The sequence below is a fragment of the Mesorhizobium hawassense genome, assembly GCF_003289945.1.
Lineage (GTDB): Bacteria > Pseudomonadota > Alphaproteobacteria > Rhizobiales > Rhizobiaceae > Mesorhizobium > Mesorhizobium hawassense.
The window spans coordinates 297,472-318,104 of the sequence record NZ_QMBP01000005.1 but is presented as its reverse complement, the minus strand read 5'-3'; the positions used below and the strand labels follow the sequence as shown (position 1 = coordinate 318,104).

The following is a 20,633-nucleotide window of genomic DNA, read 5'->3' as shown; positions in this document are numbered from 1 at the left end:
CGGTGATTTTCATGCCAAGCATAGACGACCTCGACACGCCGGCGATCCTGATCGATGCGGCCCGCGCCGAAGCCAACATCAGACGCGCGCAGGCGCATGCCGACGCGCATGGGCTGAAGCTCCGCCCGCACATCAAGACGCACAAACTGCCCTACTGGGCGAAGAAGCAGGTCGCGGCCGGCGCCGTCGGCATCACCTGCCAGAAGATCGGCGAGGCCGAGGTGATGGCCGATGCCGGGCTCGACGATATTTTTCTGCCCTACAACATTCTTGGGCGCGGCAAGCTCGAACGGCTCAAGACGCTGCATGGCCGCGTCACACTGTCGGTGACGGCGGACAGCCGCGAGACGCTCAAAGGACTTGCCGCCACCTTCACCGATGCCGGCCATCCGCTGTCCGTGCTGGTCGAGTGCGACACCGGCATGGGCCGCTGCGGCGTGCAGAGTGCCGACGAGGCGCTGGCGCTGGCGAAGGTGATCGACCAGGCAAAGGGCCTCGCCTTCGGCGGGCTGATGACCTATCCGGCGGCGGGACGCGCCGCCGAGGCCGAGGCCTGGCTGAAGACCGCGCGCGGCGCGCTTGCCGCGGCCGGTCTCGAATGCGCGCGCATCTCCAGCGGCGGCACGCCGGACATGTGGCGCTCGGGCGAGGACAGCGTCGTCACCGAATACCGGCCCGGCACCTACATCTATCTCGACCGCTACCAGGTCGCCAAAGGCGTCGGCACTCTGGATGACTGCGCGCTGACGGTACTCGCCACTGTGGTCAGCCACCCGACGGCGACGCGCGCCATCCTCGACAGCGGCAGCAAGGCGCTGTCCTCCGACACGCTGGGGCTGCCGGAGTTCGGCGAGCTGCTCGGTATTCCGGGCGCCCGCGTCACGGGCTTGAGCGAAGAGCATGGCACCGTCACGCTTGCCGAAGGCGCCGGCTTGCGCATCGGCCAGCGCGTGCGCGTCGTTCCCGACCATTGCTGCGTGGTGACGAATTTGTTCGACCAGGTGCATCTTATCGACGGTGACAAGGTGCTGGCAACGCTGCCGGTGGCGGCGCGTGGGAAGATGGGGTGAGTGGCTTTTCCTTCTCCCCTTGTGGGAGAAGGTTAAGCGGCCTGCCTTGCCGCAACCCTGCGCATGGCCGTCACCCGGCGCCTGAAAATCTCCGTGCGCATGGCCATCAGATGCAGCGCGAAGAACAGCACCGTGAAGCCCAGTGCCATCACGGCGAGCGGCCACAGCATCGAGGGGTCGATGGTGGGGCCGCCGAGGCGGAAGACCGAAGCGGGCTGGTGCAGCGTGTTCCACCAGTCGACCGAGAATTTGATGATCGGGATATTGATGAAGCCGACCAGCGTGATGATGGCGGCGGCCCAGGCTGCGCGGCCGGCATCGTCCAGCGCGCGGGTCAGCGCGATGATGCCGAGATACATCAGGAAGAGCACGAAGACCGAGGTCAGCCGCGCGTCCCACACCCACCAGGTGCCCCACATCGGCTTGCCCCAAATCGAGCCGGTGATCAGCGCCAGCGCGGTGAAGGTGGCGCCGATCGGTGCCGCCGATTTCAGCGCGACATCGGCCAGCGGGTGGCGCCAGACCAGCGTGCCCAGCGCCGAGATCGCCATGATCGTGTAGCACATCATGGCGAGCCAGGCGAAAGGCACATGGATATACATGATGCGCACGGTGATGCCCTGCTGGAAATCCTCCGGCGCGGTGAAGCTCATATACAAGCCCACTCCGAGCAGGATCGCCGCGGCCGCGGCCAGCCACGGAATGACCTTGTCGGCCAGCCCGACGAAGCGCGTCGGATTGGCGAGATCGGTCCAGGCGCTGAAGCGTGAGGTTGTGTCGCTCATGCAGTCCTAAATAGACCGGCAGTGTGTCGGGGGCAATCGGGGAGCGCCTTTCCCTTCCCCCTTGTGGGAGAAGGGAAGAACTTACGCCGCTTCCGTCACCGGACGGCTGAGGCGGCGGACTTCCTCGTCATTGAGCAGGCCGCCGGCGCGCAGCAGGCTGGCGAAACGGCCGTTGCGCAGCGACAACTCGGTAAAGCCGCCCATCTCAACCACCTTGCCCTTGTCCATGAAGACGACGAGGTCGGCATCGCGGACGGTGGTCAGGCGGTGGGCGATGATGAAGGTCGTGCGGTTGCGGCGCAGCTCGTCGATCGCTTCCTTGACGCGGTCCTCGGTCTCGACGTCGAGCGCGCTGGTCGCCTCGTCGAGCACCAGGATCGGCGCATCCTTCAGCACGGCGCGGGCGATGGCGATACGCTGGCGCTCGCCGCCCGAGAGCTGGCCGCCTCGCTCGCCGACGACGGTGTCGTAGCCGCAGCTCTTCGACAAGATGAAGTCCTGCGCGGCGGCGGCATTGGCGGCGGCGTGCACCTCGTCATTGCTGGCATCGGCGCGGCCGACGCGGATGTTGTCCTCGATCGAGCGGTTGAGCAGGCCGGCGTCCTGGAAGACGGTGGCGATCGAGTGGCGCAGCGACTTGCGGGTCACGGTGCGGGTGTCGACGCCGTCGATCAGGATGCGGCCGCTGGAGGGCGTGAAGACGCGCTGCAACAGATTGATGAGCGTCGTCTTGCCGGCGCCGGTCGGGCCGACGATGGCGACCGTCTGGCCAGCCTGGACTTCGAACGAGACGTCCTCGATGCCGTGGCCGGAGTTGGCGAACTCGAAGCTGACGTCCTCGAAGCGCACATGGCCGGTGACGTTGGTGAGCTCGCGCAGGCCATCGGGCTCGACGGTCTCGGCGGCCGAGTCCTCGAGGCGATAGAAGTCTTCGAGCTTGGCGCGCGCCTCGGAAATCTGCGTGGTGAAAGCCGACATCTGGTCGAGACGGGCGATCAGCATTCCGGCAAAGCCGGTGAAGGCGACGACATCGCCGACACGGAGCTGGCCCTGGGTGACGAGATAGGCGCCGATCGACAGCACGATCATCATCGAGATGGTCGAGGACAGGCGGTTCAGCGCATTGGCGATCGCCCACCAGTCGAGCACCGGGTTCTGCGCGTCGAGCAGGTCCTTGACGTAACGCTTCAAGGTCGCGGTCTCATGGCCAATACGGTTGTAGCTCTGCAGCACGGCGACATTGCTGACGCTGTCGGAGACATGGGCAAAGACAGTGTGGTAGTGGCGTTCGACGGCGGTCTGCCCCGACTTGGTGTGGCGCATGACGATACGGCCGATGCCAACGTAGAGCACGCCTAGGCCGAGCAGCACGATGGACATGCGAACGTCCATGGCAAGCGCGGTCGGCACCAGCAGCACCAGCGCGATGGCGGTCGACAGATGCACGCGCATGAATTCGAGCCACAGGCTGAACAGGGTCTCGACGGCGCGCAGCAGCGTGTGCAGCGAATTGGAGGTGCCGCGCTGGTGGTGCCAGGCGAGCGGCATGGTGATCACGCGCTCGAAGGACTGGCAGAGCACTTCAGAGCGGCGGGCATGGGCGAAGCGATCGGCGCCGCGCGCCACCAGCACGAAAGCGACGACGTTGAAGGCACCGAGGGCGGCCCAGACAGCGAGCGTCGAGAAAACCGCGCCTTTTTCGGAAATGGCGCCGATGACCCGACCCAACAGGATAGGCTCGAGGATCGCGATCGCCGCGAGCGCGACGTTGGCGAGGCAAATCAGCGCGACGCGCTTCTTGTCGGCCGCCAGATAACCCAGCGCTCTAAAGTAGATCTGCAGAAGTGACACTTCAGCTACTCCGCCAAACTCTTGTCCGTGCTCAATGCCGCTATTGTGCACCGCACCATTTTTTGACACGTAACGGTAAACGTGTCGCGAAACAATGCGTCGTCTATCCCTTCCGTTCCCATTTAGCGAACAAAAGATGACGACGGTACGAAATCTGACGTGATCACCTAACGGTTTGAGATAAAAGGTGAAATGTCAGCCTTGCGGCAAAATAATGGCACTTGCCCCGCGCTGCCACATTTTTGATCACCGGCAGCTTGCTTAGCCTGCCCTAAAGGAAGGCAAGGAATCCGGCGCGGCAACCGCACCAAGTAAAAAACGGCGATTGGCCGCGCACCCCGGAGGATGCGCGACCAACAAGCCAAGCCATTGATTTTATGCAGGTATCCTGACGACGACTTCGGTCTTGTCGCCGGCTTTCGGCTCGAAAGAAGCCGACTTTTTCTTCGAGCCGTCGACTTCTAGCGAGATCGACTTGGTCTTTTTGTCGCGGATGACGCGAACCTTGATCTCGCCGCCGAACATCTTGAGCGTCGCGGCGTAGCCGTCCCAGTGCCCGGGCAGCTTCGGCCTAAACGTGATCTCCTTGCCGCGCCGCTCGATGCCGAGGATGCCTTCCACCGCGGCGCGGTAAAGCCAGCCGGCCGAGCCCGTGTACCAGGTCCAGCCGCCGCGCCCGCCCTTGCCTTCGCCGGAATAGATGTCCGCGGCCACGACATAGGGCTCGACGCGGTAATGTTCGGCCGCTGCCTCGTCGGAAGCGTGATTGACCGGGTTCAGCATCGAGAAGCAGCGATAGGCCTCGTCGGTGCGGCCCATTTCGGCCAATGCGATCACGAACCAGGTGGCGGCATGGGTGTACTGGCCGCCATTCTCGCGCACGCCCGGCGGATAGCTCTTGATGTAGCCGGGGTCCTTCTCGCTCTTGGAGAAGGGCGGCGTGAACAGCTTGACGATCTTGAGCTCGTCGTCGACCAGCATCTTGGTCGCCTGTTCCATGGCCGTCGTGGAGCGCGCCGGATCGCCCTCGCCCGACAGCACGCTCCAGGACTGGGCGATGGAGTCGATCTTGCACTCGTCCGAATTGTGCGAGCCGAGCGGCGAGCCGTCGTCGAAGCTGCCGCGCCGGTACCACTGGCCGTCCCAGGCCGTGCTCTCCAGCGCTCGCTTCAGCGCGTCCGCGTGTCTTGTCCAGGCCTGCGCCCGCTTGGCGTCGCCCTGCCCCTTGGCGACAGGCGCGAAGTCGGTGAGCGTCTTCAGGAGGAACCAACCCAGCCACACGCTCTCGCCCTTGCCGCCCTCGCCGACGCGGTTCATGCCGTCGTTCCAGTCGCCGCCGAGGATGAGCGGCAGGCCTGCAGGGCTGCTGCGCTTGATCGCGAGATCGAGCGCCCGCGCGCAATGGTCGTAGAGCGACGCTGTGTTCTTGGTGATCTCGGGCGTGAAGAAGGCGTCATGCTCGCCCTCGCCGAGCTCCTGTCCGTCGATGAACGGCAACTGCTCCTTGAGGATCGCGGCGTCGCCGGTCACCTCGATGTAGCGGGCCGTCGCTTGCGCCAGCCAGACCACGTCGTCCGAGATCATGGTGCGCACCCCGGCATCGGTGCGCGGAAGCCACCAATGTTGCACGTCGCCTTCCGGGAACTGTCGGCGCGCGGCGTTGAGGATCTGGTCGCGCGCCAGCTTCGGGTCGTGCGCCAGCAAGGCCAGCGTGTCCTGCAACTGGTCGCGGAAGCCGAAGGCGCCGCTTGCCTGGTAGAAAGCCGAGCGCGCGCGGATGCGGCAGGCCAGGCTCTGGTAAGGCAGCCAGTGGTTGACCATGGCGTTCATCGCCTCGTCCGGCGTCTCGACCTGGATGGTGTCGAGGAAGCCGCGCCAGGCCTTTTCATTGTCGGCCAGGCGCTGGTCGAAATCCTTGCCGCGATGGGTCTGCACCAGCGCGCTGGCCTCGGCGGGCGTGGCCGCGTCGCCGAGCAGCCAGAACAGCGTCACGTCGCCGCCGGCCGGTATCTCGATGTCGCTGGTGACGACCGCGCACGGATCGTCGCCCGCCTCGATGCGGCCGGAAAGCCCAAGCCCGCCCAGCACGGCCTGCGGATACTCGGTCGTGCCGTGCCTGCCGATGAACTCGGAACGGTCCGCGGTCACGGACTGGACGGGATGGGCGGCCGCCAGGAAGGCCACCCGCTCGCCGAAGTCGAGGCCGTAGGGGTTCTGCGCCAGCAGCGCGCCCGTTGCAGCGTCGCGAGAAGGCACGATGGTCGCCGCGGTGCGCGAGCGGTGGCCGCCCAGCACCCATTCGGCATAGGCGTAGACGCGCAACCGCGCCGGCGCCGAGCCGGCGTTCTGAATGCGCAGCCGGCTGATCTTCACAGGATCGGTGGGGTCGACCACCTGCGTCAGGTCCATCGCCAGCGATCCGCGCCTGGAGCGGAAGGTCGAGAAGCCCTGGCCGTGCCAGGTCTCGTAGGTCATCGACGGATCGCGAACCGTCGCGGCCATCGGCGAGAACGCCTTGCCGCTCAGCTGGTCGTAGATATAGAAGCCCTCGCCCGGCCGGTTCGACACCGGGTCGTTCGACCATGGCGTCAGCTGATAGTCGCGGCTGTTGCGGCTCCAGGTGAAGCCGGCGCCCTCGGCCGAGACATGGAAGCCGAAGGAGGCGTTGGAGATGACGTTGATCCAGGGCTGCGGCGTCGAACGCCGCCCGGTCAGCCGCGTCACATAATGGCGGCCGTCGCCGTCGAAGCCGCCGAAGCCGTTCCAGAGGCTGAGGCCGCTGCCGTCGGCGGCGATGTCGCCGCCATCCCGGCTTGCCGGCACTGGCAAGGGCAGCGGCGGAGTGGGCTCGCGCGGGCTGCCGCCTTCCGCCTGCAGCAAGGCATCGCGGGCCTGGAGGGCCGCCGTCTCGGCGCGTTCGAGCTGATCGAAGATCGTGCCGTTGCGCGTATGCAGGACGACGCGCGCCACCGACAGCAAGGTCTTGTAGGTCGGCTCGTCCATCAGATCGCGGCGCACCGCGAAGATGTGCTGGCGTGGTCCCAGCTCGCGGCCGCGCAGGCGGCTGTTCTCGCACAGCGTCTCCACCGCGCGCTGCAGGTCCTGCACATAGGACGAGGCCTGCTCGTTGACGACGACGAAGTCGATCATCATGCCGCGGGCGCGCATATATTCCTGGAAGCGCAGCGCCTGCGCGACGATCTCGAGATCGGCGACGTCGCCGATGCGCACGAGGAAGATCGGGAAATCGCCCGAGATGCTGGTCGGCCACAGGCTCGACTGGCGGCCGAGGCCCGACGCGATGGATTCGGCCGGCAAGCGTAGGAACGGATCGGGATAGATCAGGTAGCGCGCCAGCTTCTGCACATTGGCGGCGTCGGTGAGGCTCAAGCCCAGATGCCGCGTCTGCACCTGGCTGCGCGTCCAGGCCAGCATGGCCTGGCGGGCGAAGCTCTCCTGGTGGTCGAGGCGGGCTATAGCCTCGTCGAGCTCGCCACGGTTGGCGCCGACGGCGGTCCAGAAGGTCAGCGAGATCTTCTTGTTGGCCGGCACACGCACCTGGCGGCGCAGCGCCGCCACCGGGTCGAGCGTGAAGCCCTGGCCGCCGGACAGCCTGACGCCGGGGTCGAAGGCCACGGCATCGGCGATGGTGCGGCCACGGCCGATGAAGGCGCGCCGATCGGTCTCGGCCTCGGCATCGCGCGACGGGCCCGCCGGGTCGGTGACGAAATGCACCATTGTGAGGTCTGGCTCGTTCTTGTCGCGCTTGCGCCGCGTGGCGAAGATCGCGCCGTTGTTCGGCGCGATCTCGGTCTCGATGAACATCTTGGAGAACGCCGGATGCGCGTTGTCCGAGGCCTCGTTGCCGAGCACCAGCTCGGCGAAGGAGGTCACCTCGATGTGCCGATCTGTGGCGCCGTCATTGTAGAGCGTGATGCGGCGGCCTTCGCCATTGCCTTCCGAAATGACGATGCATTCGACTTCCGAACGCAGCGAGCCGACCGACTTGGTGAAGCTCGCCTTGTCGTCGCCGAACAGCGTCTGGGCGCGTTCGCCCTCGGCGCGCTTCGGCTCGGCGGTGGCGGACCACCAGTCGCCTGTCGCGGCGTCGCGCAGGAAGATGTAGGAGCCAAGACGGTCCTCGCTCGGATCCGGCTGCCAGCGGGTGACGGCAAGCTCGCCGAAGCGGCTGTAGCCGGAGCCGGTCGCGGTGACCATGACCGAATAGCGGCCATTGGACATGACGTTGGTCGCGCGCAGCGCCTTGATCGGGTCGAGCACGACACGGCTGTCGGGGCTCTCGGCCTCGGTCTCGTCCTTGGCGCGCTCGTCGGCTTCCGTCCTGACGGTGGCGGTCGGGATGTCGCGCGGCGCCTTCTCCTGCAACAGGAGCTCGGCCGATTCGATCACCGGGTCGCTGTGGAAACGCTCGCGCAACCGGCCCTCGAAGATGGCGTCGGCCACCGCGGCGATCGACATGCCGGAATGGTGCGCCATGTAGTTCTGCACCACGGCGTGATCGGTGCCGTCGGGCACGCGCTGCGGCGTGAAATCGACCGCGTCGTAGAAGCCGTGGCGGCCGAGCGCGCCGATCGAGCGCAGCCGCCGCAGGTTCTGCACCGCCTCGCGCGGGCTGAACTGCGCCGCGAGAATCGTCGCATAGGGCGCGATCACGGTGTTCTGGCCAAGGCCGCGCTTCAGGCCGAGGCCGGGCACGCCGAAATTGGTGTACTGATAGGTGAGCTCGCGGTCGCGGGCGTTGTAGGCCGCTTCCGAAATACCCCAGGGCACGTTTTTCGAACGCGCATACTGGATCTGGCGCTTGATGATGAGCTTGCTGGTCTGGTTGAGGATCGAGCCCTGAGGCTCCTTCATCACCAGCGGCGGCATCAGATACTCGAACATCGAGCCCGACCAGGACATCAGCGCGCCCTGGAAGCCGATCTCGACGATCGGGCGTCCCAGGCGGAACCAATGCTCGGTCGGCAGGTCGCCCTTGGCGATGGCGAACAGGCTGGTGAGCCGCGCCTCGGAGGCAAGCAGGTCGTAGCAGCTCTCGTCGAGCTGGCGATCCTCGACCCGGTAGCCGATCGACAGAAGCTTGCGCTCCTGGCGCATCAGGAAGGAGAAATCCATCTCGAAGGCGTAGCGGCGACAGCGCTCGCGCAAGGCGAGCAGCTTGGCGCGCAGCGCGGCGACCGCGCTCTCGTCATTGTGCGAATCGTGCACATGCGCCTCGCAGGTCGCTTCCAGCCGTTCCGCCCAGTCGGCGATGACATCGCTCTTCGGAGAGGCCGCCTCGGTGTGGATGGCGGTGGCGAGCTTGCGGATTTCGCCGGCCAGCACGGCAAGGTTGATGGTGCGGATCGAGGCCATTTCGGGCTGCGCCTTGATGGTCGTCACCGCGCGGCGCATGCCGTCGAGGCGATCAGCGAGCCGCTGGCGCAGCGGCCGCAATTGCCGCCGGTCGTCCGGCAGATCGTCCAGGCTTTCGTCGAGAATGGTGACGGTATCGATGATGCCTTCGAAATCGCCCTGCAGGTGCACGGATGGCGCTTCGGCCCACTCGGCGCAGGACGCGGCGACCGCGACCAGGTGTCCAGCGAGGTTGCCGCTGTCGACCGCCGAGATATAGAGCGGATAAAGCGGCTTCAGCGTCGTCGTGTCGTACCAGTTGTAGAGATGGCCGCGATCGCGCGGCATGTTCTCGATGGTCGTCATCGTGGCGTCGATGCGGGTGATGGCATCCGACAGGCTGATCCAGCCGAAATCGCGCGCCGACACGACCGACAGCAGATAGACGCCGATGTTGGTCGGCGAGGTGCGCGGCGCCACCACGGGCGCCGGGCTTTCCTGGAAATTGTCCGGCGGCAGATGATGCTGCTCGGGCGTGACGAAGGTTTCGAAATAATGCCAGGTGCGGCGCGCGAAGGTGCGCAGCGCATGGATGTCGGCGCTCGATATGCGCAGCCTGTCCTCGGTTTCGGCCGAGCGGCTGATCCAACAGGCGACGGCGGGCGACGCGATCCAGAAGATGGCGAAGAAGAAGGCGACGAAGGCGCCGGTGGAATCGGCGAGCACCGGGATGGCTAGGCCGACGACGCCGATGATCACCGCGCCATACATCATGCCGTAATAGGCGCCGAGATCGTTGCCGCCCTTGGCCGCCTGCGAGGCGGTACGCCATTCGAGCAGGTTCTGGCGGCTGACGAAGAGCCGATAGATGGTGCGGACGATGGCGTCGCCCATCATCCAGGCGAGATGCGCCATCAACAGAACCTTGAGCGCCACGAGCGCCGTGCCGAACACGGTGTCGCGGGCAAGCGCCGAGAAATGGCCGCGCGGCGTCTGGTCGCCGCTCTTCGGCAGGATGCCGTTCACGATATCGAAGGTCGGCGCCATGAACAGGCTGAGGATCATCAGCGCCTGCCACTGAGCGGCCTGGGTGAAGGGCAGTAGCGTCCAGCCGGCGACGCAGGCCATGACCCAGAAGATCGGAGTGACCGAGCGGCGCAGATTGTCGACCATCTTCCAGCGCGACAGCGCCGGGACGCCGGAGCGCGGGTCGAAGATGAAGCCGAGCAGCTGCCAGTCGCCGCGCGCCCAGCGGTGGTGGCGCGAGGCGTCGACGGAGTAGCGGGTCGGATAATCCTCGACCAGCTCGACGTCGGTTACCAATGCAGCGCGCGCAAGGGCGCCTTCCAGAAGGTCGTGGCTGAGGATGGAGTTCTCGTCGATGCGGTCCTTCAGCGCCGCCTCGAAGGCATCGACATGGTAGAGACCCTTGCCGGTGAAGGAACCGTCGCCAAAGACGTCCTGATAGACGTCGGAGACGGCGAACACATAGGGGTCGAGGCCGCGATTGGCCGAGAAGACGCGTTGGAAGAAGGAGGCGTCGTCGCCGCTGGTGAGCGAGGCGGTGATGCGCGGCTGCAGGATGGTGTAGCCGGCGCTGACGACGCGCTTGACCGGATCGAAATGCGGGCGGTTCAGCGGGTGCGCGAGCTTGCCGACCAGGCTCGAAACCGCGTCGCGCGTGGTGCGCGTGTCGGCATCGAGCGTCATCACATAGACGACCTTTTCCGGCAGCGGCACGTCGAGCGGCAGGAAGGTGGTGTCGCTGTCGCCGCGCAGCAGGAGGTTCAGCTCGTGCAGCTTGCCGCGCTTGCGCTCCCAGCCCATCCAGCAGCCCTGCGCCTGGTTGTAGAGCCGGCGGCGGTGCAGGAGATAGAAGCGTGGCGAGCTTTCCGACGGATAGCGGGCGTTGAGCCTGGCGATCTCGTCGCGGGCATATTGCAGGATCTCGATGTCGGCGGCGTCGATCTCGGTCTTGGAGTCCGGCCAGTCGGACAACAGCGCGAAATGGATCTCTTCCGCCGTGTTGGCGAGGTGATGCACCTCGATGTTGCGGATGTTTTCCTCGACATCGTCGCGCGAGCCGATCAGCGAGGGCACCACGACCAGCGTGCGCGACTCGGCCGGAATACCGTGCTTGTTGTAATCGTAGCCGACAAGCCGGGTCGGCTTCAGGAACATCGCAACCACGGTGTTGAAGAAGGCCAGGGCGCCTTCGCTGGCGGGCACCGCGAACAGCGCCAGCATTAGCGTGATCGATCCCACCGACAGGCCGAGATTGGCGAGCGCCCTGCCCGACAGCACCAAGAGCAGCGCCGTTAGGAGGAATACCGGCACGACAATGCCCAGCCAGCCGGCGCTGGCAAAGCCGCGCTTGAAGGTCACATAGAAAGGCGGCCGGTAGCCGATCGCCTTCTCCAGTTCCTGCCGGCGCGGGCCGACCAGGAAGAAGCCGACATCGGTGTGCACGGCGGGGTCGGCGGTTTCGGGCACGCCGGACGCATCGGTGACGCCGGGCGTGTGGCCGGCAAGCTCGATCGCCTTTTCGGCCACGCGGTATTCGGAAAGCTCGGAGCGGCGGGCGAGCTGCTCGATGGCGGTGCGGTACTGGTCGCGCGAAAAGAAGTCGAGGGCTGCGAAATCGGTCTTCTCGCGTAGCAGCGTGTCGATGCGGCTGACGCCTTCGAACCAGACCGTCCAGTCGACGTCGTTGATGAGGCGCAGGCCGCGGATGATGTTGCCGGTGGTGACGTTGCCGCTGGAGAGCGTCTGATGCTCCGAGATGATGATCTCCTCGGCATCCGAACCGGTCTTTTCCAACTCGCCTTCAAGCCATTCCAGCGCCCGGCCGGCATTCTGCGATCCGTCGCGCAGGCGATAGAGCAGCTGGGTGGCGAAGGTGGTGTCCTGCGCATGCGCGCTGTAGGTCGACAGAATCCTGGTCCGGTCGGCATTGTCGTCGGTTGCCAGAACGCGATCTGCGACCTCGTTGGCGATATGGCGCATCTGCCTGGTGCGCTCGACGCGCACGGCGATGCGGCGCAGGTTCTCGATCAGCACGAAACGCAGCAGCGAGGGCAGCGCCCAGAGCTCGCCGATCTTCATCGGCTCGACGGACTGGAAACCCTCGACGATCGCCTTGAACATATTGGCGGAGACGGAGCTGTCGGAATGCTCGACATAGCTCCAGGCAACGACGAAGGCGCGCGGCAGCACCGTGCCGTCGCCAAGTGTCAGCGTCGGCAGTTGCCGGTAGAAGCGACGCGGCAGGTCGCGCTTGACCTGGAAAATGGTTTCCTCGACCAGGTAATTGTTGTCGAGCAGCCACTGCGCCGCCGGCGTGATGGTCTCGCCCTTGGCCTGGGCGGCATTGGTCGAGCGGTAGACTTCGAGAATCTTCTTGGCGCTGTCGCGGATGCGGGCCTGGAACTCGAACGGGGCGAGGCCGAACAGTTCCTTGACCTCGCCCTTGGCGAGCGAAACGCCCATGGCGCGCAGGCGGTCCTCAGGCAGGAAGTTGGAGCGTATCGGCGCATCCGTCGCCGCCGGGAAACCGGCGCCTGCGTGTTCGATCTTGTTGGGGTTCGTCTGAATGTTCATTGAAAATTCCGTAAGGCGGGGCGCAATGCGGCGTCACCGCCACGGCAATGCCCCTAAAACCGGTTCAATTGCAATTGGTTGCATGACGGTTTGGCCGAAAGTTTTTGTTGCGCACCGTAACAGAGGCGTGCCCTTTCGACAGCTCGTGGGCGAACGCCCCTCGCTCTTCGCCCCCCGCTTGGATCAGGGCAAGGATTCAGGCTTTTTCGTGATACATGCAAGGGGCCGGGCGATAATTCGCCCCAGCCGCGATCATGTTTGGCGACAGCCGTTAACGGTTGGCGGCGAGGCGGTGGAGCTCGATCACGAAAAGCAGGCCCGGCCCCTTGGGCTCAAGCCGCAATTCCGGGCCATCTTGGTCGAGGACCAGCGTATCGAGCGGTCCGAGGTCCGACGCATCGTGCGTGAAGACAGCAATGCCGGCATTGACGGCCAGAACGAGCGTCGTATCGGCACGGGGCGCAACGCGTATCTCGCCGGAGAGCGGTCGGCGCTCGACCTTATGCGCCATGCGGCCACGGCGGGTCATGACGTTGAGGTCGGTGATCGGGCCACCGATCAATCCTGCGCTGGTTGGCACGTCGCCGGGAAAGGCAAGCGGCGCCGAAACCGTGGTCAGCCGCGCCGGCGGGCGGCCGGCGATGTCGAGGACGATCCCCTCGCCGGTCAGCACCGACAGCGTCCGGTCGATGCCGGCAAAGCTGGAGAATGGCCCGCCGCTTTCGACGCGCGCCATCGAGATGCGCCAGTCGAAATCGTCGAGCCCCGCGCCATCCGGCGAGACGGCGATTTCAGTGGTCGTGCCGCCGCCATTCTTCCACGGCATGACGCGGTAGCCGGCGGCACGAAGGATACGCATCGGCTCAGCCCAGGATGCCCGGCAGGTTGAGCTGGTGCTCCTTGGCGCACTGGATGGCGAAGTCGTAGCCGGCGTCGGCGTGGCGCATGACGCCGGTCGCCGGGTCGTTCCACAGCACGCGCTCCAGGCGCTTTGCCGCCTCGGGCGTGCCGTCGGCGACGATCACCATGCCCGAATGCTGCGAGAAGCCCATGCCGACGCCGCCGCCATGATGCAGCGACACCCAGGTGGCGCCGGACGCGGTGTTGAGCAGCGCGTTGAGCAGCGGCCAGTCGGAAACGGCGTCGGAACCGTCCTTCATCGCTTCGGTCTCGCGGTTCGGCGAGGCGACCGAGCCGGAATCGAGATGGTCGCGGCCGATGACGACGGGCGCCTTGAGCTCGCCCTTGGCCACCATCTCGTTGAAGGCGAGGCCGAGCCGGTGGCGGTCGCCGAGGCCGACCCAACAGATGCGCGCCGGCAGGCCCTGGAACGAGATGCGCTCGCGCGCCATGTCGAGCCAGTTGTGCAGATGCGTGTTGCCGGGGGTGAGCTCGCGCACCTTGGCGTCGGTCTTGTAGATATCCTCCGGATCGCCGGAGAGCGCCGCCCAGCGGAACGGGCCGATGCCGCGGCAGAACAACGGCCGGATATAGGCCGGCACGAAACCCGGGAAGGCAAAGGCGTTCTCGAAACCTTCTTCCTTGGCGACCTGGCGGATGTTGTTGCCGTAGTCGAGCGTCGGCACGCCGGCGTTCCAGAACGCCACCATCGCCTCGACATGCTCGCGCATCGACGCGCGAGCGGCCCTTTCGACCGCCTTGGGATCGGAGACGCGCCTTTCACGCCACTCGGCCATCGTCCAGCCCTTGGGCAGGTAGCCGTTGATCGGGTCGTGCGCCGAGGTCTGATCGGTGACCATGTCGGGGCGGATGCCGCGCCTGAACATCTCCGGCACGATCTCGGCCGCATTGCCGAGCAGGCCGACCGACTTCGCCTCGCCGGACTTGGTCCAGCGGTCGATCATTTCCATCGCCTCGTCAAGCGTCTCGGCCTTCTCGTCGAGATAGCGGGTGCGGAGGCGGAAATCGATCGAGTCGGGGTTGCACTCGATGGCGAGGCAGCAGGCGCCGGCCATGACGGCGGCGAGCGGCTGGGCGCCGCCCATGCCGCCGAGACCGGCGGTCAGAATCCACCTGCCCTTGAGATTGCCGTTGTAGTGCTGGCGACCAGCCTCGACGAAGGTTTCGTAGGTCCCCTGCACGATGCCTTGCGTGCCGATATAGATCCAGGAGCCGGCCGTCATCTGGCCGTACATCATCAGACCCTTCTTATCGAGCTCGTTGAACTTCTCCCAGGTCGCCCAGTGCGGGACGATGTTGGAGTTGGCGATGAGCACGCGCGGCGCATTGGAATGGGTCTTGAAGACGCCGACCGGCTTGCCCGACTGCACCAGCAGCGTCTCGTCCTCGCCGAGCGTCTTCAGCGAAGCGACGATGCGGTCGAAGTCGTTCCAGGTGCGCGCCGCCCGGCCGATGCCGCCATAGACGACGAGCTCGTTCGGGTTCTCGGCGACCTCGGGATCGAGGTTGTTCATCAGCATGCGCAGCGGCGCCTCGGTCGTCCAATAGCGGGCGTTGAGCTTGTCGCCGCGGGGTGCACGGACTTCGCGGATGTTGTGGCGGGGATCGTTCATCATTGTCCCTTTCGGATGAGATGTGCGGGGTTGCGGTGGCCGTCGGCGCTGATCCAGGTCACCTGTTCATGGGCGGGGTCGGCGGAGTCGATCGTCATGTCGTAACAGACCCAATTGTCGGACGGCGGCCAGAGCGAGCAGTACTGGTCGCCCCGGACATCCCAGCGACCGGCCTGGTGCTTGCCGTCCCTCGTGTAGGTTGTGGCGCCGCCGTCATCGAACTCCTGCGACCAGTTTTCGCCCTGGACGTGCGCGCCTTTGAGCGCGCTCAGAATTTCAGGGCCTTTCATGGCGACTTCGGCGGCGGCGGCCGGAGCGACGGAGGCTGCAGCGAGCAGCGCAAGAAAAGCAGTCCTGGCAAATGCGGTCATCGCTCCCCGCCGGCTGTCAGCTTTTCGCCCAGGCGATCGCGGTTTCGAGGATGGTCTTCAGCGTGGCGCGGATCGGCGCGGCATAGGTCGCGTCGTAAGGCACCGGCCAGTTTTCCGGCGACCCCTTCTCAGCCGGCTCGCGCATGTAGCCGCGGTTGGACAGCTCCATCTGCAGCGCATGCACGCCGCTCTGCGGCTGGCCGAAGCTGCGGGTGATCCAGCCGCCCTTAAAGCGGCCGTTGACCACCCAGGTCTCGCCGGTCGCGGCGAGGACGGCGGCCACCTTTTGCTGCAGCACCGGATCGGTGCTCTTGTCGTCATTGGTGCCGAGGTTGAACACCGGCAGCGTGCCTTCGAAGAGGCGCGGCAGCACCGAGCGGATCGAGTGGCAGTCGTAGAGGACGATGTTTTCGTGCATGCCGCGCAGCCGATCGATCTCGGCCTGCAAGGCAGCATGATACGGTACGAAATAGGTCTCGCGGCGCTCATCGATCTCGGCCGGCGTCGGCTCGTCGCCCATATTGTAGAGCGGATCCCCGTCGAATGTGTCGGTGGGGCAGAGGCTGGTCGTCGCCTGTCCGGGGTAAAGCGAAACGCCGGAAGGGTCGCGGTTGACGTCGATGACGGTGCGCGAGATGGCGGTGTGGACGACGGTCGCGCCGAGGTCGGCGGCGAAATCGTAGAGATTGTCGATCCACCAGTCGCAGTCGCGCCGCCCCAGCCATGTCGAGACCAGCCGGCCGTCGAGGCCGGCAAGGTCGATGCCCGTATGCGGGATCGAGACCAGCAGCGGCGCCGTGCCTTGGGTAACGCTGAGCCAGGATGGCGTGGCCATCACGCCGCTCCCGCGATCGACGGCAGCGCGACGGCGCTCGCCGCCTTCACGGTGGCGCCGCTGCGCACCATGGCGATCGCCTTTTCCATGTCGGGATGGAAATGGCGGTCGTTGTCGAGATGCGGGACCTCGGTCCGCACCAGCTTGCGCACGGCTTCGAGCGCGGCGCTGGAGGTGAGAGGCTGGTGGAAATCGCAGCCTTGCGCGGCGGCCAGCAGTTCGATGCCGATGACGGCGGTGGCATTCTCGATCATGCCGAGCAGCCGGCGCGCACCGTGGGCGGCCATCGAGACATGGTCTTCCTGGTTGGCTGAGGTCGGGATGGAATCGACGCTGGCCGGATAGGCTTTCTGCTTGTTTTCCGAAACGAGCGCCGCCGCCGTCACCTGCGGGATCATGAAGCCGGAATTGAGACCAGGCTTCGGCGTCAGGAAGGCCGGCATGCCGGACAGTGCCGGGTCGACCAGCATGGCGATGCGACGCTCCGACAGCGAGCCGATCTCGCAGACGGCAAGGGCGATCATGTCGGCGGCGAAGGCCACCGGCTCGGCGTGGAAATTGCCGCCCGAAAGCGCGGTGTCGTCCTCGGCGAAGATCAGCGGATTGTCGGTGACGCCGTTGGCCTCGGTCTGAAGCGTGTCGGCGGCCTTGCGCAGCACGTCGAGCGCGGCACCCATCACCTGCGGCTGGCAGCGCAGGCAGTACGGATCCTGCACGCGCTCGTCGCCGACCCGGTGCGATTCACGGATGGCGCTGCCGGCCATCAGATTGCGCAGCGCATCGGCGGTTTCGATCTGGCCGCGATGCTTGCGCAAGAGATGGATGCGCGGATCGAAGGGCGCGTCGGAGCCTCGTGCCGCGTCGGTCGACAGCGCGCCGGCAACCAGCGCCGACTGGTAGAGCACCTCGGCCTCGAACAGGCCGGCGAGCGCAAAAGCGGTCGAGAACTGGGTGCCGTTGAGCAGCGCCAGGCCTTCCTTGGCGCCGAGCGTCACCGGCTCCAGCCCATGTGAGACGAAGGCGACCTTGGCCGGGAAACGGCCATGCGGGGTGAAACATTCGCCGACGCCGATCATGACCGCCGTCATGTGCGAGAGCGGCGCGAGGTCGCCGGACGCGCCGACCGAGCCTTGCGCCGGCACCACCGGGATGACGTTATTGGCCAGCATCGCCTCAAGCAATTCGATGGTTTCGGGCCGCACGCCGGAAGCACCCTGGGCAAGGCTCGCCAGCTTCAGCGCCATCATCAGCCGCACCACGGCGACCGGCATCGCCTCACCCACGCCGGCGGCATGCGAGAGCACGATATTGCGCTGCAGCGTTTCGAGGTCGTTGGCCGGAATGCGGACGCTGGCGAGCTTGCCGAAGCCGGTGTTGATGCCATAGACCGGCTCGCCCTTGGCGACGATGCGGGCAACCGCCTCGGCGCTGGCCTTGATCTTCGGCCGGCAGGCATCGTCGAGCTTCGGCACGGCGCCGCGATAGATAGCGCGCCAATCGGCGAGCGTGGCGTTGCCTGGCGTCAAGGTAAGTTCGGTCATTGTCCTCTCCAGATGCGGGCATGGAGCGGGTTGAAGCCCATGCGGTAAACGAGTTCGGCCGGGCGCTCGATGTCCCAGATGGCCAGGTCAGCCGATTTGCCGGCCTCCAGTGTGCCGGTCTGACCGAGCAGGCCAAGCGCGCGCGCGGCCTCGCGGGTGACGCCGGCGAGGCATTCGTCGACGGTCATGCCGAACAAAGTCGCGGCCATATTCATGGTGAGTAGCAGCGAGGTGAGCGGTGAGGTGCCGGGATTGGAGTCGGTCGCGACCGCCATTTTCACGCCGTGGCGGCGGAACAGGTCGACCGGCGGCTTCTTGGTCTCGCGGATGAAATAGTAGGCGCCGGGCAGGATGCCCGCCACGGTGCCTGCCTTGGCCATCGCCGCGGCGCCGGCTTCGTCGGTGTATTCCAGATGATCAGCCGACAGCGCGCCATAGCGGGCAGCAAGGGCGGCGCCGTGGAGATTGGAAAGCTGGTCGGCGTGGAGTTTCACCGGCAGGCCGAGCGCCTTGGCCTTGTCGAAGACCCGCGCCATCTGCTCCGGCGAGAAGGCGATGCCCTCGCAAAAACCATCGACGGCGTCGGCGAGTTTTTCAGCGGCAACCTCGGGGAGGATGGTGCCTGCGACCAGATCGATGAAGGCGTCCTTGTCGCCCTTGCCTTCCGGCGGCAGGGCGTGGGCGGCGAGACAAGTGGTGCGGATCGTCACCGGACGCTCATTGGCCAGACGGCGGGCGGCACGCAGCGACTTCTTCTCATTGTCGGCATCGAGACCGTAGCCCGATTTGATTTCAACGGTGGTGACGCCTTCAGCCATCAGGGCGTCGAGGCGCGGCAGCGTCTGAGCGACGAGCTCGTCCTCGCTGGCGGCGCGCAGCGACCTGACCGAGGAAACGATGCCGCCGCCGGCGCGGGCCACTTCCTCATAGGTGGCGCCGGCAAGTCGCATCTCGAATTCATTGGCGCGGTTTCCCGCATAGACAAGATGGGTATGGCAGTCGATCAGGCCCGGTGTGATCCAGCGGCCCTGGCAGTCGACGGTCTCGGCGCCCTGCCCGGCGGAAGCCGGCATATCGGCCTCGGGACCGGCATAAACGATCAGCCCGTCACGCGCCGCGATCGCGCCTTTGTCGACGATGCCGACACCGGCCGCGCCGTCGGCCATGGTCGCCAGGCGCGCATTGCGCCACAGACGAAGGCCGCTCTTCCCGTTTGGTCCACCCATCATCTTTTCCGTTTGCTTGGATGGCGATTATGTATATACATATTGGAACGCGACGCAAGTGGTAATGTCATCTAGGCATTCAGATTCGGAGAGCAACGTGACGGCGATCTATGCGGAACAGGCGCTGCTGCCCGGCGGCTGGCAAGGAAATGTGAGGATCGCCGTCGACGGCGGCCGCATCTCGAAGGTCGAAACCGCCGCTACCCCGCAACCGAGCGACGAGCGCCACGCCATCCTGCTTCCAGGCATGCCCAATCTGCACAGCCACGCTTTCCAGCGTGGCATGGCGGGCCTCGCCGAACTGCGCGGCCCTTCGGCCGACAGTTTCTGGAGCTGGCGCGAGGTGATGTACCGCTTCGCCCTGTCGATGACGCCGGACCAGGTCGAGGCGGTGGCGGCGCAGCTTTATGTCGAAATGCTGGAGGCCGGCTTTTCGCGCGTCGGCGAGTTCCACTATCTGCATCACGACCGCGACGGGCAGCCTTACGCCAATATCGCCGAGATGGCGGAGCGGATCGCCGCCGCCGCGGCCGATACCGGCATCGGCCTGACCCTGCTGCCGGTATTTTACGCCCATTCGTCCTTCGGCGGCACCGCGCCGAATGAAGGCCAGCGGCGATTCATCAATGATGTCGGGCGCTTCGGGCGCCTGCTTGAGAGAAGCCGCGAGGGTGTTCGTTCGCTGGAGCAGGCCGTCGTCGGCGTCGCGCCGCACAGTCTGCGCGCGGCGACGCCGGACGAGCTCGACGCCGTCGCGGCGATGGCGCCGAACGGCCCGATCCATATCCACGTCGCCGAACAAGTGAAGGAGGTCGAGGACTGCATCGCCTGGTCGGGCAAGCGCCCGGTCGAGTTCCTGCTGGCCAACGCCAAGGTGGACAAGCGCTGGTGCCTGATCCATGCCACGCATATGACCGAAGCCGAGACGATTGCCATGGCCAAGGCCGACGCCATCGCTGGACTCTGCCCGATCACCGAGGCCAATCTCGGCGACGGCACGTTCGCCGCGCCGCTTTTCGTCGAGCATGGCGGCCGTTTCGGTGTCGGCTCCGATTCCAATGTGCTGATCGGCCTGCCTGACGAGCTTCGTCAGCTTGAATACTCGCAGCGCCTCGCCCATCGCGCCCGCAATGTGATGGCGCGGGCCGGCGGCTCGACGGGGGGCGCGCTGTTTGATGCTTCTCTCGACGGCGGCAGCCAGGCGCTCGGCGCCGGCCCCTCGCGGATTGCCGCCGGCGGCCGGGCCGATTTCGTATCGCTCGACGCCGACCATCCCTCACTTGCCGGCAAGACCGGCGACGCGATCCTCGACGCCTGGATCTTTGCCAATGGCAGCAAGGTCGATTGCGTCTGGGTGCATGGCAAGAAACAGGTGACCGGCGGCAGACATGCGAAGCGCGAGGCAGTCGCCAAGCGGTTTCGCGAAGTCATGACCGCGTTGTCGCAAGGCTGAACAGGAACGCCC

General features: G+C 66.1%; 11 protein-coding genes. 2 read left to right on the top strand and 9 right to left on the bottom strand.

Features of this window, described 5'->3' with window-relative positions:
* The first annotated feature begins 11 nt into the window (after nucleotides 1-11).
* Nucleotides 12-1,070, top strand: coding sequence for a D-TA family PLP-dependent enzyme (locus tag DPM33_RS14015; RefSeq protein WP_112098059.1), 1,059 nt, complete (start codon nucleotides 12-14; stop codon nucleotides 1,068-1,070).
* 32 nt (nucleotides 1,071-1,102) lie between these two features.
* Here DPM33_RS14015 and DPM33_RS14010 read toward each other — a convergent pair whose 3' ends face one another.
* From DPM33_RS14010 to hutI, 9 genes are all read right to left on the bottom strand, one after another.
* Nucleotides 1,103-1,855 (bottom strand): heme ABC transporter permease, encoded by a 753-nt coding sequence (locus DPM33_RS14010; protein WP_112098016.1) that lies wholly within the window; start codon nucleotides 1,853-1,855, stop codon nucleotides 1,103-1,105.
* 81 nt (nucleotides 1,856-1,936) lie between these two features.
* Nucleotides 1,937-3,706: a glucan ABC transporter ATP-binding protein/ permease gene (locus DPM33_RS14005; protein WP_112098015.1), complete on the bottom strand. Its 1,770-nt coding sequence runs from the start codon at nucleotides 3,704-3,706 to the stop codon at nucleotides 1,937-1,939.
* A gap of 375 nt (nucleotides 3,707-4,081) precedes the next feature.
* Nucleotides 4,082-12,661 carry a glycoside hydrolase family 94 protein gene (locus DPM33_RS14000; RefSeq protein ID WP_112098014.1) on the bottom strand — a complete coding sequence of 2,860 codons (8,580 nt, stop codon included), beginning with the start codon at nucleotides 12,659-12,661 and terminating at the stop codon, nucleotides 4,082-4,084.
* A gap of 271 nt (nucleotides 12,662-12,932) precedes the next feature.
* Nucleotides 12,933-13,520 (bottom strand): HutD/Ves family protein, encoded by a 588-nt coding sequence (locus tag DPM33_RS13995; protein ID WP_112098013.1) that lies wholly within the window; start codon nucleotides 13,518-13,520, stop codon nucleotides 12,933-12,935.
* Nucleotides 13,521-13,524: 4 nt separating this feature from the next.
* Nucleotides 13,525-15,198 (bottom strand): urocanate hydratase, encoded by a 1,674-nt coding sequence (hutU, locus tag DPM33_RS13990; RefSeq protein ID WP_208648399.1) that lies wholly within the window; start codon nucleotides 15,196-15,198, stop codon nucleotides 13,525-13,527.
* Nucleotides 15,195-15,566: a hypothetical protein gene (locus DPM33_RS13985; protein ID WP_112098012.1), complete on the bottom strand. Its 372-nt coding sequence runs from the start codon at nucleotides 15,564-15,566 to the stop codon at nucleotides 15,195-15,197. The genes hutU and DPM33_RS13985 overlap by 4 nt, the downstream gene beginning before the upstream one ends.
* Before the next feature lie 16 nt (nucleotides 15,567-15,582).
* A complete protein-coding gene (gene hutG / locus DPM33_RS13980) occupies nucleotides 15,583-16,401 on the bottom strand; it encodes an N-formylglutamate deformylase (RefSeq protein ID WP_112098011.1) in 819 nt (272 codons plus the stop codon).
* The gene (gene hutH, locus DPM33_RS13975; protein WP_112098010.1) at nucleotides 16,401-17,942 is read right to left on the bottom strand and encodes a histidine ammonia-lyase; all 1,542 of its coding nucleotides are present in this window, start codon (nucleotides 17,940-17,942) and stop codon (nucleotides 16,401-16,403) included. Before hutH ends, hutG begins: the two co-directional genes overlap by 1 nt.
* Nucleotides 17,939-19,168 carry an imidazolonepropionase gene (gene hutI / locus DPM33_RS13970; RefSeq protein WP_112098009.1) on the bottom strand — a complete coding sequence of 410 codons (1,230 nt, stop codon included), beginning with the start codon at nucleotides 19,166-19,168 and terminating at the stop codon, nucleotides 17,939-17,941. The genes hutH and hutI overlap by 4 nt, the downstream gene beginning before the upstream one ends.
* 97 nt (nucleotides 19,169-19,265) lie before the next feature.
* On the opposite strand from hutI, the gene DPM33_RS13965 reads away from it, so the two are divergent.
* A complete protein-coding gene (locus tag DPM33_RS13965) occupies nucleotides 19,266-20,621 on the top strand; it encodes a formimidoylglutamate deiminase (protein WP_112098008.1) in 1,356 nt (451 codons plus the stop codon).
* The last annotated feature ends 12 nt before the right edge of the window (nucleotides 20,622-20,633 follow it).